The sequence below is a fragment of the Deltaproteobacteria bacterium genome (genome assembly GCA_029210625.1).
Classification (GTDB): Bacteria; Myxococcota; Myxococcia; order SLRQ01; family SLRQ01; genus JARGFU01.
The window spans coordinates 125146-141056 of the sequence record JARGFU010000005.1; the positions used below are offsets into that span (position 1 = coordinate 125146).

Genomic DNA, 15911 nt, shown 5'->3' on the forward strand with positions numbered 1-15911 from the left:
GGATCAGACAACCCCCTGAGAAAGCAACCACCAGGCCAAGTGCCAACCCACTGGAAATACGGAGGAAAGCGCCCCGGGGCGGGAGCCGGAACGCGACATCGATGTCATGCCTCTTCATCGGTGTTCATCCTCTCCAGGTGCCGGAAGATGGTCCGGGGATCGACCCCCAGGTCCCTCGCCGTCTTGGTCCGGTTGCCGCCGTTCCGCTCCAGCACCCGGTTGATGTAGTCGCTCTTGTAGACCTCGAGGGCCTCCTGGAGGGGCAGCACCGCCTCGAAGGAGGCCTCGTCCAGGTCGAGATCCGAGGGGGTCACCGCGCTGCGATCCGCCAGGACCACCGCCTTGCGCAGGCGGTTCTCCAGCTGCCGGATGTTCCCGGGCCAGGTGAAGCGGCGGATGGCCTTCACCGCGGCGGGGGAGAAGCTCCTCACCTTGCTGCCGTGCTCGGCGGCGAACTTCTCCAGCAGGTAGCGGGCGATGACCAGCACGTCCTCGCCGCGGTCGCGCAGGGGCGGCAGGTGCAGCGTGATGACGTTGAGGCGGTAGTAGAGATCCTCGCGGAAGGCGCCGCTCTTGATCTCCTCCTCGAGGTTGCGGTTCGTCGCGGCCAGGATCCGGATGTCCACCCGCTGGGGCTTCACGTCGCCCACCCGGGTGATGGTCTTCTCCTGGATCGCCCGCAGGAGCTTCACCTGGAGCTGGGGTGGCAGCTCGCCGATCTCGTCGAGGAAGAGGGTGCCGCCGTGGGCGGCCTGGAAGCGGCCCTCGCGGTTGGCGGTCGCGCCGGTGAAGGCGCCCCGCACGTGCCCGAAGAGCTCGGACTCCAGCAGGTTCTCGGGGATGGCGCCGCAGTTGATGGCCACGAAGGGGCCCTCGGCGCGGGTCGAGCAGCGGTGGATCTCCCGGGCGACCAGCTCCTTCCCGGTGCCGGTCTCGCCGGTGATCATCACCGAGATGTCGGTGGAGGCGACCTTCTCGATCTTCCGGAAGACGTCGAGCATGGCGTCGCAGGCGCCGATGATCTCGCCGAAGCGCTTGTCCTCCAGGGCCCGGCGCAGCTCGACGGTCTCCTCCTGCAGGTCGCTGACCAGCAGGGCGTTGGCGATGATCAGCGAGGCCTGGGCCGCGAAGACCGTGAGCACCTCCAGGTCGGCGGGCTCGAAGAGCGCGACCACGCTGTCGTTGCCGACGTAGAGCAGGCCGAGGAGCTCGCCCTTGTGGATCAGGGGCGCGCACATCACCGAGCAGAGCTTGAGGTTCACCACCGACTCGGAGGCCGAGAAGCTCTCGTCCCGCATCGCGTCGCTGACGATGATCGGCGCGCGCTCCTGCACGACCTTGGCGATGATCGAGTCACTGACCCGCGAGACCGCGTCCTCGATCGTCTGCTGGTCGAGGTTCCGGGCGCCCTGGATGCGCAGCTCGCCCTCCTCGAGGAGGATCAGGAAGCCCTTGTCCGCCCGGGTCACCTCGATGATGGCGTCGAGGAGGGCGTCGAGGAGGCGGGGAAGGTCGTAGCCGCCGAGGAGGCGCCGCGAGAAGTCGTGGAGGGTCTGGAGGGCCGCGAGCTTGCCGGCCTGGCTCCCCCCGGCGTCGGTCACCTTGATCGGGGTGGCCTTCACCGTGGCGGTGGGGGCGGTCTCGGGGCGGATCTCGATCACCGTGCCGCCCACGGCGAAGCTCTCGCCCGCGCCCAGCTCGGCCCGGCGCTTCTTCTTGCCGCCGAGGAGGAGGTCGGTGCCCGGGAGGGCCTCGGCCATCCAGGTGGCGCCGTCGGCGGTGAGGGTGAGGGCGGCCTCGGCGACCTCGGGGTCGTCGATGACGATGTCGTTCGCCGCGCCCCGGCCCACGGAGGTGATCCGCTTGAAGAGGGCCACCTGGATGGCGTCCTTGCCGGGGGGCTTGATGAAGAGGCTGGGCATGGGGGCTCCTCTAGAAGGTGAGGACCAGGGTGGCTCCGGCGGCCTTCGGGCCGAACCAGGGGGCGAGGTGGAGGCGGGCCTGGGGGGTGGGGCCGGCGTCGGGGGTCTCGGGCGAACCCGTGGACGTGTCCGTGGACGTGGACGGCGGTTCGGAGGTCGCTTCGGTCGGCGGTGCTGTGGGCAGCTTGCGGGTGGTCTGGGAGCGGAGGACGACGGGCTCCCAGTGGAGGTGGGCGTCGATGATCCCGTAGGCGAAGAGGCCCCAGAAGGCCGCGCCCGCGATCCACTTCATCGAGATCATGGTCGCCGCGAGGTTCTGGCTGCCCTCGGGGATGCCGCAGCGCTGCCCCTCCTGGTCGGGCTGCCCGAGGGAGCCGCCGGGGATCGTCAGGGGCTTGCAGGTCCGCAGGTTCGCGGTGACGAGGTAGCCCAGCACGCTGGCGCCCGCGGCGAGGGTCTGGCCGCCGGCGAGGAGGCTGCCCTTGAGGACGTCGCCGTTCTGGAACTGACCGACGCCGAAGGGCAGCCAGTTGAGGAGGTAGGGGTGGTTCTCCTCGACCCGCTCGACCACCTCCGAGGGCTGCAGCCGCTCGGCCGCCTCCTCCCGGCGCTTGCGCTCCTCCTCCAGGAGCCGCAGGCGGGCCTGCTCGGCCCGGAAGCGCTCGGCCTCGATCCGCGCCTTCTGCTCCCGGATGGGGGCGAGCAGGGTCTCGTTCTCGGCCTTCACCTGATCGAAGAACTCGACCACCTTCGGCGGGTAGAAGAAGGGGTCCAGCTTGAAGTCGGGATCCACCGAGAGGAGGCTGACGAGGGCGCTGCGGGCCTCCTCCTTGCGGTCCAGGTAGTAGTAGGCGAGGCCGAGGATGCGGTGGGCCTCGACCAGGGACTCGTCCGAGGTCAGGCGGTTCTGCTCCAGCAGGCGGCTCACCTGCTGCACCGCGTCGGCGTAGTCGCCGTACTGGAAGCGGTCCTGCGCCCGCTTCAGCTGGGGGTCGCCCGCCGCGCTGGCGCCGAGGGGGAAGAGGAGGGCGGCGAGCGCCACGATCAGCAGGCGCCGCCTCATGACGAGGGCACCATGCTGGCGGTCAGCCTCACCGTCTGCCCGGGACGGAACCTCACCGTCTCGGTCCAGGGCTCGAAGCCCTGCTTCTCGACCTTCAAGAGCTCGGGGCGCTCGAGGAGGTACTCGCCGTCGGCGGTCTCGAAGGTGATGGGCACCTCGCGCCGGCCGCCCACCACCGGACCGATCAGCTTGTCACCCACCGAGAGGACGCCCTCCTGGGCGCTCTCGATCACCAGGGTCGCCGGGCGGGGGACCAGCCGGCGTCGCAGCTCCTGCACCCCCTCGCCGCTCGCCACCTCGAAGCTCTCCTCGAGGGTGACGAAGCCCTCGCGCACCACCTTCAGCTCGTGAGGCCCGTGGAAGAGGGTCGCCTTCGCCTCGGTGAACTTCTCGACCGCCAGCTTCCCGTCGATGTAGATGTCCGCCCAGTTGTCGAGGAGGATCCGGACCGGCCGCGGCACCTTCCTCACCGGCGGCCGCACCAGCGGCCTCACCACCGGCGAGACCTCCGGCTCCGGCCGCGGCGTCACGGTGGCCACCTCCACCGGCTCCTCCGTCACACCTTCGATCGCCGGGCGTACCCCTGCCGCATCTGGTTCCGCGGCGGCCACCTCCGTCTCGCCTGTGCCCGCAGTCAGCGTCGGCGTCAGCGGCTTTTCCTCTGGACCCACCACGGTTCCCGGATCACCCGCGTCCGAGACCACCGCCGGCGGCCAGTAGACGACGACCGCCCCCGCCGCACACGCCATCACCGCCGTGACCCCCAACGCCGAGAACGCCCGCAGCCGCTCCCTCCGCCGCCGCATCTGCGCCAGCAGCAGGGTCGCCCGCTCGTTGCTCGGATCCAGGCCGAGCACCGCGTCGCAGGCGCCGATGGCCTCGGGGATCTTCTTCTGCGCGACCGCGCGCTCCGCGCGGCCGAGCCAGGCCACGATCAGGCGCTCGCGCAGGCTCTCCTTGTAGCGGGGCGGATCGGCGAAGAAGGCCTTCACCTCGTCCGCGGGCCGCTCGAGGCCCAGATCCGCGAGGTGAGCGGCGATGGCGTCCGCCATCTCCTCGGCGCTCTGGTAGCGGTCCTCCTTCTCCCGGGCCATCGAGGTCCGCACGATCTCGGCGAGGGGATCCGAGACCCGGGGATCCAGCTGCCGCGGGTCCGGGTACTCGCCCTCGAGGATCTTCCGCAGCACCTCCGCCGGGCTCTCCCCCTGGAAGGGCAGCGAGCCGCAGACCAGCCAGTAGAGCACCGTGCCGAGGCTGAAGACGTCCGAGCGCGCGTCGCAGCCCTTGCCCTCGATGATCTCCGGCGCCATGTGGGCCGGCGAGCCCAGGAGGGTGCCCGTGGTCGTCATCCGGGTGTCCCGGTCGACCATCCGGGCGATGCCGAAGTCGGTGAGCTTGATGGTGCCGTCGTCCTGCACCATCACGTTCTCGGGCTTCAGATCCCGGTGGATGATCCCGATGCCGTGCGCGTGGGCCAGGGCCCGGGCGAGGCGCTCGGCCACCAGGGCGCCGATGGTCGGCAGGCCGAAGCCGAGGGTCTCGGCGAAGCCCCGCAGGGTCGGGCCCCGGATGAACTCCGAGACGATCCAGGCGTCGGCGGTGTCCTCCCCCGAGTAGTCGTGGATCTCCAGGATGTTGGGGTGGGAGAGGCGCGCCACCGCCTGGGCCTCCTGGCGGAAGCGCTTGCGCTCGGCGTCGCGCCCCGCCAGGTGCCGGTGGAGCACCTTGACCGCCACCTCCCGGTCCAGGGTGGTGTCCACGGCGCGGTAGACCACGCTCATGCCGCCGCTGCCCACCTCCTCGAGGAGGTCGTAGCGGGGGATGCGCGGGAGGTCGGTCACCTGCGATGACCTCCGAGCGTCCATTCTGCTGGCTCTGGGCTGGCCATCTGCGGGCAAATCCTGCCGTCTGAGTCCCGGTGCCCTGACGCCCCTGTCAGGGATGCCCCGAGTCTAGCCTGGCACCTGCGTCATGGACAAGGACGCAGGGGTCAGGGTTTCGCCGCGCCTCGGAGCGGTCGACGGCGGGCCTGGATCCGCTCCAGGAAGAGCTCGAGCAGCGCGATGGGATCCCGGGGATCCTCCGGCACGGCGGCCGGCGCGGGGGCGGCCTCCGGCTCGTCCACGTCGAAGAGGGAGGCGGAGAAGCTGCGCTCCCGGGTGGCGGCGGCGCTCGGCGTCATCGCCTGGGCCGAGATCCCGGGCTTCGGCGCCGTGGCCTGCGCGGCGAGGAGGCCCTCGAGCTCCTGCAGGCGATCGGCCGCCAGCTCGTTGTCGGGGTCGGCGGCGACCACCCGCCGGTAGCAGGCGACGGCCCGGGCGTAGTCCTCCACGTTGGCGGCCGCCTCGCCCTCCTGGAGATCGTTGGCCAGGGGCCGGGCGGCGGCGCCGGCGGCGGCCTTGGGGTGGTGGAGCTCCATGGGCTGCAGCCCCTCCTCCAGGGTCGCGATCCGGGCGGCGTAGGCGGCGTTGCCGGGGTCGGCGGCCGCCAGCTCCTTGAAGAGCGCCAGGGCGCCCCGGAAGTTGCCGTGCCGCACCTCTCGCTCGGCCTCTCGGCGCTTCTCCTCGTTCGGGTCGGCTCCACCGATGGGATCGCTCATGGCGAAGGATGCTACCCTCCACCCCGTGGTGGTCCAAGTATCGAGCGTACGCCGGGTGGGGCTCCTGCTGGCCTCGGTGCTCCTCTGCGCCCTCCACCCCGCCGTGGCCTCGGAGCCCGCAGCGCCCTGGGCCGACAGCGGCTGGCTCCCCGAGGGCTGGCGGGCCCGGGAGACCACCACGCTGGGTCCCTCGGATCTCGGCACCCTCCCGTCCCTGATCGGGCGGGCGCCGGGCGAGGTGCTCCTCGCCGCCGAGACCCTCGAGGAGGACACGGCCCTCTTCCTGGTGGAGGTGGAGGCGCCCCTCACCGCGGACAACGCCTCCAGGGAGGCGCTCCTCCTCTCGGCCCCCGAGGCCCTGCGACACCTCTGGGGGGTCGAGGCCGAGGTCCGCTGGGTCGATCTGGTCCAGGTGGGAGGCGAGCCCACCCTCCAGCTCCAGGGCCGCTTCCGCCGCAGCGGGAGGAAGCGGCACCTCCGGCTGGCGTTGCTGCCACGGGGGGAGCACCACCTCCTCCTGGTGCTCACCTGGCCCGAGGAGGGCGCCAGCGAGCTGGCCGTGAAGGCCGAGCAGGTGCTCCTGGCCGTGCCCGGCGCTCCGCAGGCGAGCGCGCCCTTCTGGACGGCGTCCACGGTGGTGAGCACCGTGGTCGCCTTCCTGGCCGCCTTCGGGGCGTTCCTCCTGCTGGGGCGCCGCCGGCGCTAGCTGGCCGGAGCCTCGCCCGCCTTCGGCGCGCTGCCCCCCGCCTTGCGGGTCTTCTTCTTGGTGGCGGTGTCGCCGTCCTTCTCGAGGGCCACGCCGAGGACGTCGTCCATGTGGGTGGCGAAGACGAACTCCATCTCGTCCTTGGCCTGCTTGGGCACGTCCTCGAGGTCCTTGCGGTTGCGCTCGGGGAGGATGACGGTCTTGATGCCGGCCCGGTGGGCGGCGAGGACCTTCTCCTTGATGCCGCCGACGGGCAGGACCAGGCCCCGCAGGGTGCACTCGCCGGTCATCGCCACGTCGTGGCGGACCTTGATGCCCGTGAGGAGGCTGGTGAGGGCGGTGAAGATCGTCACGCCCGCGGAGGGGCCGTCCTTGGGGATGGCGCCGGCCGGGAAGTGGATGTGGATGTCGCTCTTGTCGAGGAAGTGCGGATCCACGCCCAGGTTGTCGGCCTTCGAGCGGACGTAGGAGAGGGCCGCCTGCGCGGACTCCTTCATGACGTCGCCGAGCTGACCGGTGAGGATCAGCTTGCCCGCGCCGGCCATCTTGGTGATCTCGATGAAGAGGAGCTCACCGCCGGCGGCGGTCCAGGCGAGGCCGGTGGCCACGCCGGCCACCTCGGTGCGCTCGGCCACCTCGGAGAAGTACTTCTGGGGCCCGAGGTAGGAGTGCAGCGAGTCCTTGTCGACGACGCAGCGCTCGAACTCGCCCTCCTCGGCCTCGGCCACCTTCACCGCCACGCCGCGGCAGACGTCGGCGACGCGCCGCTCGAGGTTCCGGACGCCGGCCTCGCGGGTGTAGTCGGTGATGATCGAGCGCAGGCCGCTGTCCTCGAGGGACATGTGATCGTCGGTGAGGCCGTGCTCCTCGATCTGCTTGGGGATGAGGTGCCGGGTGGCGATGTGGGTCTTCTCGTCGAAGGTGTAGCCGGGCAGCTCGATGATCTCCATCCGGTCCCGCAGGGGCGCCGGGATGGGATCGAGGAGGTTGGCCGTGGCGATGAACATCACCTTCGAGAGGTCGTAGGCCACGTCGAGGTAGTGATCCGAGAAGGTGTTGTTCTGCTCGGGATCGAGGACCTCGAGGAGGGCCGAGGCCGGGTCGCCGCGGAAGTCCTGGCCCAGCTTGTCGATCTCGTCGAGCATCATCACCGGGTTCACGGTCCCGGCCTTCTTCATGCTCTGGATGATCCGGCCGGGGAGGGCGCCGACGTAGGTGCGCCGGTGGCCGCGGATCTCGGCCTCGTCCCGCACGCCGCCCAGCGACATGCGCACGAACTTGCGGCCGAGGGCGTCGGCGATGGCCTGACCCAGGGAGGTCTTGCCAACGCCCGGGGGGCCCACCAGGCAGAGGATGGGGCCCTTCATGTCCTTCTTCAGCTTGCGGACGGCGAGGTACTCGAGGATGCGCTTCTTGACCTTCTCCAGGCCGTAGTGGCGCGACTCGAAGACCTCCCGGGCGTTCTTGATGTCGAGGTTGTCCTCGGTCTGCCGCTTCCAGGGCAGATCGGCGACCCACTCCAGGTAGGTGCGGGCGACGGTGTACTCGCTCGAGGCGGTCGGGATGTTCTTGAGCCGGTTCAGCTCCTTCATCGCGACCTTCTCGACCTCGGCGGGGAGGGCGGCCTTGCGCAGCCGCTCGCCGAGCTCGTCGACCTCTTCCTCGTCCTCGCCCAGCTCGCCGAGCTCTTCCTTGATCGCCTTGAGCTGCTGGCGCAGGTAGTACTCGCGCTGGGTCTTGGACATCTCACCCTTCACCTGGGTCTCGATCTTGTTCGAGAGCTTCAGGATCTCGCGCTTGCGGTTGAGGAGCTCCATCACGAGCTTCATCCGGGCCTTGACGTCGATGGTCTCGAGGACCGTCTGCTTCTCGTCGATCGGAACGTCGATGTTCGCCGCGATCAGATCGGCGAGGTGCCCCGGCTCGGTGATCGACTCGATCAGCTCGGTGGCCGCCGCCGGCAGGTCGGGCATCAGGTCGATGACCTCGCTGGCGAGCTTCTTGAGGTTGATCGCCAGGGCCTGCACCTCGACGTCGGACTCGGCGCCCTCGTCGACCGAGACCGGGTCGATCTTCGCCTTCAGGAAGGGCTCGGTCTGGGCGAGGGACTTTACCCGGAAGCGGGCGAGGCCTTGGACGACCAGGGAGTAGTTGTCGTCGCCCATCTTCAGCAGCTTCACGATCCGGGCCACGGTGCCCACCGTGTAGAGATCGGTCTCGCTGGGGTCCTCGTCCTCGGCGCGGCGCTGGGAGACCACGCCGATCAGCGAGTCGTCCCGCACCGCCTCCTTGATGAGGGCGATGGTCTTCTTCCGGCCCACGGCCAGGGGCAGGACCCCGCCGGGGAAGAAGACGGAGTTCCGCAGAGGGAGGATGGGCAGCTCTTCGGGCACATCCGCCGTCAAGTTGGCCGGAGGGGTCGGGTTCTGGTCGCTCATCGGGTCTCTCCTGACGAAGGGCTGGGCTGGAAGGTAACCACCCTCGCCGGCCGCGCCAGCGAAAGCTGCCGCGAGGCCCCTCGACCGTCTCTCGAAGCACGATCCCGGGTGGGTGGCAAGCCCGGTGGAAGGGCCGGGGAGGGAAGGAGGAGGGCAGGGGGATCGACCGGGGACCGCTTGGGCTATACTGTGGCCTACGTACCTTCCCTCCGGAGGATCTCCATGAAGCGTCATATCCGGCCCATCCTCGGGTTGGCCGCCGGGGCGGCCCTCGTCTTCGCGACGGCCACCGCGGCGGGGTGCCAGAGCTACGTCTTCGAGCCGGCCGTCACCTCCCTGCTGGCGGTGAACAACACCACCTACGAGCTGCCCGACGTCTCCTCGGCGGACATCCTCTTCGTGATCGACGACTCGGGCTCCATGGCCGGTGAGCAGGCCAACCTGGCGGCGAACTTCGACGTCTTCATCAACGCCCTGGACCAGGAGAACGCCAACCGGCGCAACGAGGGGAAGGCCGAGCTGAAGTACCGGCTGGCGGTGGCCAGCACCTCGGTGAGCCTGAAGTACCAGCTCACCGACGGCACCCTGGTCGAGCAGAACACCTACTCCTCCACCGCCAACTGCCAGACCCCCTACAACATCACCGCCGGTGACCCCTTCCCGGTGGGGCGCTTCATGGCGGCCCCGGGCAACCAGGCCATCCTCGACTCGACGACGATGGACAGCAACACGATCATCACCCAGTTCCGCCAGAACGTGCAGCTGGGGGTGTGCGGCTCCGGCCAGGAGCAGGGCCTCCTGGCGGCCCGTCGGGCCCTGGAGGCGAACCCGACCTTCGTCCGCGACAAGTCCCGGCTGGTCGTGGTCTTCCTCTCCGACGAGGAGGACTGCTCGGATCCCGACGGGGACCTGATCCTCTCCCTGACCACCGACCGCTGCATCGAGGAGGCGGCCCAGCCCGGCGGCGGCCTGCTCGGCCCGGTCTCGGACTACGCCGATTTCTTCCGGGGCGTCGCCGCCGACGCCGGCAGCGACGTCATCGTCGGCAGCATCGTCAGCGCCAACGGCACGCGCCCCAACATCACGCCCGGCCTCTGCACCGACAGCGCCTGCGAGGCGGCCTGCACGACCGGCGATCCCCGGGCGGATCCCTGCTGGTGCGGCGGCTTCTCCGCTGGCGGCCGCTACCTGCAGCTGGCCGATCTCGTGGCCAACGGCAGCCTCAAGGACTCGATCTGCCAGTCGAGCTTCTCCGACACCCTTCGGTCCCTGGCCGAGGTGATCGTCACGCCCGACGCCATCTTCCTCAGCGCGCGACCCTTCGAGGACGATCCCTCCCTGGTGCTGCTGAAGATCATCCGGGACGGCGAGGAGATCCTCTGCTCGTCCCCGATCGACGCGACCCAGACCTGCGCCGATGGGGTGGACTGGGTCTACGACCCGGTCGACGTGGCGATCCGGCTCTGCAACACGCCGAACTGCACGATCCAGCCGGGCGACTCCTACAAGGTGAGCTTCGTCGAGCAGGCCTGCTCCACCGAGAACCCCTGCTGAATCCGGGGGCCGGTCGGCCCGTCTCTTCCGGCAACCCTTTTGATGGCCGGACGCTGCTTGTCGCTCCCGGCGGCGCGGTGGTAGCGTCCTCCGCCTGATTTCGGCCCTTTTGGTCGGGGAGGTCCCATGAAACGGCTCGTCGCACTCGGTGCATCTTCTCTGTTCACCTGCGCCCTCGCCCTGTCGCCGGCCCTCGCCGAGGACGTCGCCGCTGCGCCGGAGGCCGCCGCCGAGGCCGCCCCGGAGCCCGCGGCGGAGGCGCCCGCCGAGGCCCCGGCCGCTGAAGCTCCTGCCGGCCCCGCCACCGTGGAGGAGTTCGCCGCCGAGGCCGATCGCCTCTGGGGCGTCCGGGACGCCACCTTCGCCGGCAAGAACAACACCCTCCACACCGAGCTGCTCGAGAAGGCCCTGGAGAAGCACCCGGGCGAGTTCGAGCTGCTCTGGCGGATGGCCCGCATCTACTGGTGGCGGGCGGACGTCTCCCCCGACGAGAAGACCAAGAGCGCCTGGGGCAAGAAGGCCATGGAGAAGGGCGACGAGGCCCGGGCCCTGCAGCCCAAGCGGGTGGAGGGGCACTACTTCGCCGCCATCGGCACCGGCGCCTGGTCCCAGGGCATGGGGATCGCCAAGGCCCTCTGGAAGGGCCTCGAGGGCAAGTTCAACGAGCGCCTCGACACGGCCATCGGCATCGACTCCAGCTTCGACTGCGGCGGCCCGAACAACGCGAAGGGGCGCTACTTCGACGAGCTGCCCTGGCCCAAGCACGACTTCGACAAGTCGATCGAGTGGCTGAACAAGACCATCGCCATCTGCCCGAAGAACCCCCGCACCCACCTCTTCCTCGCGGACGCCTACCACAAGGAGGGCAAGGACGAGGAGGCGAAGAAGCACCTCGAGATCGCCCTGAAGTCCACCCGGGCCGGCTTCCCGCAGGATCCGGGCGCCGTGGGCATCGTGGTGAAGTGGGCGAAGGACCGGCAGAAGGACTGGAAGTGAGCGCGGGCCGGCCGGGGGAGAGCGCAGCGCAGGGAAGGGGAGGGATGGAGAACCTCCCTGCCATCTTCCTGCGCACCGTGGGGCGCCTGGGGGAGCGCACCGCCGCTCAGCACTTCGAGGGCGGCCACTGGCGGGAGAGCACCTGGAGCGAGCTCGAGGAGCGCGCCCGGGCGCGGGCCGCCGGCCTGCTGGCCCGGGGCATCCGGCCCGGAGACCGGGTCGCCCTCATGGCCCAGACCTCCCTCGACTGGATCGTCTGCGAGCTCGCCATCCACTTCACCGGCGCGGTCTGCGTCCCCATCTACGCGACCCTGCTGGCCGAGGACATCGCCTACCTGGTGAACGACTCCGGCTCGCGCCTGGCCTTCGTCCAGGGCCGCGAGCTCCTCACCCGCTTCGAGGAGAAGCGGCCCTCCATGCCGGACCTCGAGGGGGTGATCCTCATGGAGGGGGAGGGGGACGGAGAGTGGGTCTCGGACCTCCCCCAGCTGCGCCAGCAGGGGGAGCGGCACCTCGCGGACCACCCCGAGGGGCTCGAGGAGCGGCTGGCGGGCATCCAGGCCGACGACGTCGCCCACTTCATCTACACCAGCGGCACCACCGGCCCGCCCAAGGGGGTCGTCCTCACCCACGCCAACTGGGCCTTCGAGGCGAAGGCCACCGAGGCGGTGGGGCTGGTCGGCCCCGAGGATCAGAGCCTGGCCTTCCTTCCCCTGGCGCACTCCTACGCCCAGGTGCTCAAGACGGTGTGGTTCACCCTGGGGCACCCGACCTGCTTCGCCCGGGACCTCACCACCATCGTCGAGGACATGGCCCACGCCCGCCCGACGGTGATGGCCGGCGTGCCCCGGATCTTCGAGAAGGTCCACGCCAAGATCGTCGCCACCGGCATGGCCTCCCCGGGCCTCAAGGGGGTGCTCTTCGCCCAGGCGATGCGGCAGGTCGACGCCTACGCGGCGGCCCGCCGGTCGGGGCGCCGCTACGCCTCCCCGGGCTTCTTCCTGATGAAGCGCCTGGTCTTCACCAAGCTCGCGGCCCGGCTGAAGGAGCTCTTCGGCGGGCGCCTGCGCTTCTTCGTCTCGGGCGGCGCGCCCCTCTCACCGACCATCGCCTACTTCTTCGAGCTCTGCGGGGTGGAGATCCTCGAGGGTTACGGCCTGACCGAGACCTCGGCGGCCTCGACCGTCTGCCGGCCGGGCCGCAACAAGATCGGCACCGTCGGCATCCCGGTCCCGGGGGTCGAGGTGAAGATCGCCGAGGACGGCGAGGTGCTCATCCGCGGCCCGCACATCATGCGGGGCTACCACGGGAAGCCCGAGGCCACCGCCGAGGTGCTGGAGCCGGACGGCTGGTTCCACAGCGGCGACATCGGTCGGCTCGACGACGAGGGCTACCTGAAGATCACCGACCGCAAGAAGGACCTGATCGTCACCGCGGGCGGGAAGAACATCGCCCCGCAGAACATCGAGAACCGGCTCAAGGCCTATCCGCTCATCTCCCAGGCCGTGGTCCACGGTGATCGCCGGAAGTTCCTCACCGCCCTCGTCACCCTCGACGAGGAGGCGGCGGCCAAGGTCGCCGAGGAGGCCCGCTCGCCGGCCCGCGGCCTGGCCGAGCTCTCGGTGGACTCCGCGGTGAAGGCGGCGGTCGCCGCGGCGGTGGCCGACCTCAACGGGAGCCTGGCCTCCTACGAGACGATCAAGAAGCACGCGATCCTGCCCTACGAGCTCTCCCAGGAGGGAGGCGAGCTGACGCCCTCCCTGAAGGTGAAGCGGCGCGTCCTGGAGACGCGCCACGCGGAGCTGCTCGACGGCTTCTACGACGAGAAATACTGACGAAGGAGAGAAAGAAGATGAGCGAGAACGTCGCCTCGATCTTCCTGGCCACCTGCGCCCGCAAGGGGGACACGGTCGCCGCCCGCTTCAAGAAGGACGGCGCCTGGCGCACCTACAGCTGGAAGGAGCTGGAGGGCCGGGCCCGGGCCATCGCCGCCGGCCTGATCCTGGACGGGGTGCAGGCGGGGGACCGCGTGAACATCCTCGGGAGCACCAGCATCGACTGGGTGCTGGCCGAGCTGGGCGTCCACCTGGCCGGCGCCACCTCGGTGCCCATCTACCACTCCAACACCCCCGACGAGGTGCAGTACGTCGTGGAGAACTCGGGGGGCAGCTACGCCTTCGTCGACGGGCCGGAGCAGCTGGCCAAGTTCGAGGAGATCAAGGCCCGGATCCCGGCGGTGAAGCGGGTGGTGCGCTGGGACGCCGCCGGCGAGGGCGACTGGATCCGGGGCGTCGAGGACCTGATGAGCGCGGGGGAGGGTGACGAGGGGGCGAAGAAGACCCTCGAGGAACGGATCGAGGCCATCGATCCGGACCTGACCGCCGTCATCATCTACACCTCGGGGACCACCGGGCCGCCCAAGGGCGTGATCCTGCCGCACTCCGCCTGGGCCTACGAGGCCAAGGCCGTGGAGAAGCTGAACCTGGTGGAGGAGGACGACATCCAGATGTTCTGGCTGCCGCTCGCGCACTCCTTCGCCCAGGTGCTCAAGACGGCCTGGTACCACCTGGGCCACGAGATGGCCTTCGCCGAGAGCATCGAGCGGCTGGTGCCGAACCTGGCCGAGGCCCGCCCCACGGTGATGGCCTGCGTGCCGCGGATCTTCGAGAAGGTGTTCACGAAGGTGATCTCCGGCGGCCTGGAGTCCCCGGGGATCAAGGGGAAGCTCTTCGCCTGGGCGATGGGGCACTTCGACCGCTACGCCGACGCCAAGCGCAAGGGTCAGGAGTACGGCGGCGTGGGCTTCGCCCTGGCCAACAAGCTGGTCTTCTCCAAGGTGGCCGAGAAGCTCTCGGGCACCTTCGGCGGCCGGATGCGCTTCTTCCTCTCGGGTGGGGCGCCCCTCTCGCCGACCATCGCCTACTTCTTCGATATCGCCGGCATCATGATCCTCGAGGGCTACGGCCTCACCGAGACCTCGGCGGCCACCTGCGTGAACCTGCCCCACAAGATCAAGATCGGCACCGTGGGGCCGGCGATCCCGGGCTCCGAGCTGAAGATCGCCGCGGACGGCGAGATCATGATCCGCGGCCCGGGCGTGATGAAGGGCTACTACGGCAACGAGGAGGCGACGAAGGAGGCCTTCGACGCGGAGGGCTGGTTCCACAGCGGCGACATCGGTGAGCTCGACGCGGACGGCTACCTGAAGATCACCGACCGCAAGAAGGACATCATCGTCACCGCGGGCGGGAAGAACGTCGCCCCGCAGAACATCGAGAACCAGCTGAAGACCGCGCCCCTGGTCTCCCAGGTCGTGGTCCACGGGGACAAGCGCAAGTTCCTCTCGGCCCTCTTCACCCTCGACGAGGAGAACGCGAAGGCGCTGGCGGCGAAGGAGGGGCTCGGAGACCTCTCGATCCCCGAGCTCGCGAAGCACCCCCGCATCCGCGAGGAGATCCAGAAGCACGTCGACGCGGTGAACGCCGGCCTGGCCTCCTACGAGACCGTGAAGAAGTTCGCCATCCTCGAGGCCGACTTCACCCAGGAGTCCGGCGAGCTGACCGCCTCCCTGAAGGTGAAGCGCCGGGTGGTGGAGAAGGGCAACCAGGCCATCCTCGATGCCTTCTACGGGGAGTCCTACTAGGGGGCGCCCCCTAGACCCGGCCCGGATCTTTGTGCTGAAAGGGAAGTCTGGTAGCGTTTCGGGAAAGTTGCGTCGCGAAGTGGACGCACGTTCTCGAGCAGCGAGAGGGACATGAGCGACAAGAGTCGAGCGCCGCGGAAGGTAGCGATCGCAGACCACCTCTGGGATGCGTTCGAGCAGATGGCCGAGGAGATGGGCTCCGACCGGGAGGGCCTCATCAACCAGGCGATGTTCATGTTCGCCAGGCTGAACGGCTTCCTCTCGGCCGGGGGCGGTGAGGCCCCGGCGAGGGTCGCGGCCCCGGCGGCGGCCCCCGCGCCGGAGCGCGAGCGCCCCGAGCGCCCCGAGCCCCCCATCCTCGAGGAGGAGGAGGAGGACGACGACGGCCGGGAGGCCCGCCGGCGCGAGGTCGAAGAGCGGGTCCTGGAGACCGCCGCCAAGCTCGAGCGTGACATCAAGGGCAAGAACCGCCCCGAGCCGGAGCCCGAGCCCGAGCCCGAGCCGGAGCCGGAGCCGGAGCCGGAGCCGGAGCCCGACTCCGAGTTCGACGACCTCGAGGACGAGGAGGGCGAGTTCGAGGAGGAAGAGGACTTCATCGACGACGACGAGATCGACGACGACGAGATCGTCGACGAGCTCATGGGCGAGGTCAGCCGCAAGAACCTCTACCTGATGTCCGAGGACGGCGAGCTCGACAAGATCGTCAAGGAGCGCTTCCTCATCGGCCGCGGCAAGCACTGCGACTTCATCATCCAGTCCGGCAAGGTCAGCCGCGAGCACGCGGTCATCGTCCGGGAGGACGACGGCTTCTACATCGAGGACCTCGGCTCCTCGAACGGCACCTGGCACAACAAGAAGCGGATCAAGCGGCGCAAGATCGAGGACGGGGACGAGTACTACGTCTGCTCCGAGAAGGTGAAGATGGTCATCCGCTAGGTCGGGCGTCAGCCCGACCGATGACCTGACACCGCCAGGCGCCCTATAAGGGTA

At 69.8% G+C, this 15911-nt stretch carries 11 protein-coding genes; 6 read left to right on the top strand and 5 right to left on the bottom strand.

Going from position 1 to position 15911, the window contains the following annotated elements:
- Window positions 1–104: 104 nt before the first annotated feature.
- From P1V51_06290 to P1V51_06305, 4 genes are all read right to left on the bottom strand, one after another.
- A complete protein-coding gene (locus P1V51_06290; protein ID MDF1562631.1) occupies window positions 105–1922 on the bottom strand; it encodes a sigma 54-interacting transcriptional regulator in 1818 nt (605 codons plus the stop codon).
- Between the two features lie 10 nt (window positions 1923–1932).
- Complete coding sequence (locus P1V51_06295; protein MDF1562632.1) at window positions 1933–2985, bottom strand: tetratricopeptide repeat protein; 1053 nt, start codon at window positions 2983–2985, stop codon at window positions 1933–1935.
- A complete protein-coding gene (locus P1V51_06300) occupies window positions 2982–4826 on the bottom strand; it encodes a protein kinase (GenBank protein ID MDF1562633.1) in 1845 nt (614 codons plus the stop codon). Before P1V51_06300 ends, P1V51_06295 begins: the two co-directional genes overlap by 4 nt.
- Before the next feature lie 149 nt (window positions 4827–4975).
- On the bottom strand, window positions 4976–5584 hold the full coding sequence (locus tag P1V51_06305) for a hypothetical protein (GenBank protein MDF1562634.1): 609 nt from the start codon (window positions 5582–5584) through the stop codon (window positions 4976–4978).
- Between P1V51_06305 and P1V51_06310 the strand changes: the two genes are divergently transcribed.
- The gene (locus tag P1V51_06310; GenBank protein MDF1562635.1) at window positions 5583–6290 is read left to right on the top strand and encodes a hypothetical protein; all 708 of its coding nucleotides are present in this window, start codon (window positions 5583–5585) and stop codon (window positions 6288–6290) included. The genes P1V51_06305 and P1V51_06310 overlap by 2 nt on opposite strands.
- On the opposite strand, the gene lon is transcribed toward P1V51_06310, so the two are convergent.
- Window positions 6287–8728: an endopeptidase La gene (lon, locus tag P1V51_06315; protein ID MDF1562636.1), complete on the bottom strand. Its 2442-nt coding sequence runs from the start codon at window positions 8726–8728 to the stop codon at window positions 6287–6289. The genes P1V51_06310 and lon overlap by 4 nt on opposite strands.
- Window positions 8729–8950: 222 nt before the next feature.
- On the opposite strand from lon, the gene P1V51_06320 reads away from it, so the two are divergent.
- The 5 genes from P1V51_06320 (at window position 8951) to P1V51_06340 (ending at window position 15857) form a co-directional block, all read left to right on the top strand.
- Window positions 8951–10282 (top strand): hypothetical protein, encoded by a 1332-nt coding sequence (locus P1V51_06320; GenBank protein MDF1562637.1) that lies wholly within the window; start codon window positions 8951–8953, stop codon window positions 10280–10282.
- A gap of 126 nt (window positions 10283–10408) precedes the next feature.
- Window positions 10409–11278, top strand: a complete 870-nt coding sequence (locus P1V51_06325) for a hypothetical protein (GenBank protein ID MDF1562638.1) — start codon at window positions 10409–10411, stop codon at window positions 11276–11278.
- Window positions 11279–11322: 44 nt separating this feature from the next.
- The gene (locus P1V51_06330; protein ID MDF1562639.1) at window positions 11323–13113 is read left to right on the top strand and encodes a long-chain fatty acid--CoA ligase; all 1791 of its coding nucleotides are present in this window, start codon (window positions 11323–11325) and stop codon (window positions 13111–13113) included.
- A gap of 17 nt (window positions 13114–13130) precedes the next feature.
- Window positions 13131–14921, top strand: coding sequence for an AMP-dependent synthetase/ligase (locus P1V51_06335; protein MDF1562640.1), 1791 nt, complete (start codon window positions 13131–13133; stop codon window positions 14919–14921).
- A 111-nt stretch (window positions 14922–15032) separates the two neighbouring features.
- Window positions 15033–15857 carry an FHA domain-containing protein gene (locus P1V51_06340; GenBank protein ID MDF1562641.1) on the top strand — a complete coding sequence of 275 codons (825 nt, stop codon included), beginning with the start codon at window positions 15033–15035 and terminating at the stop codon, window positions 15855–15857.
- The last annotated feature ends 54 nt before the right edge of the window (window positions 15858–15911 follow it).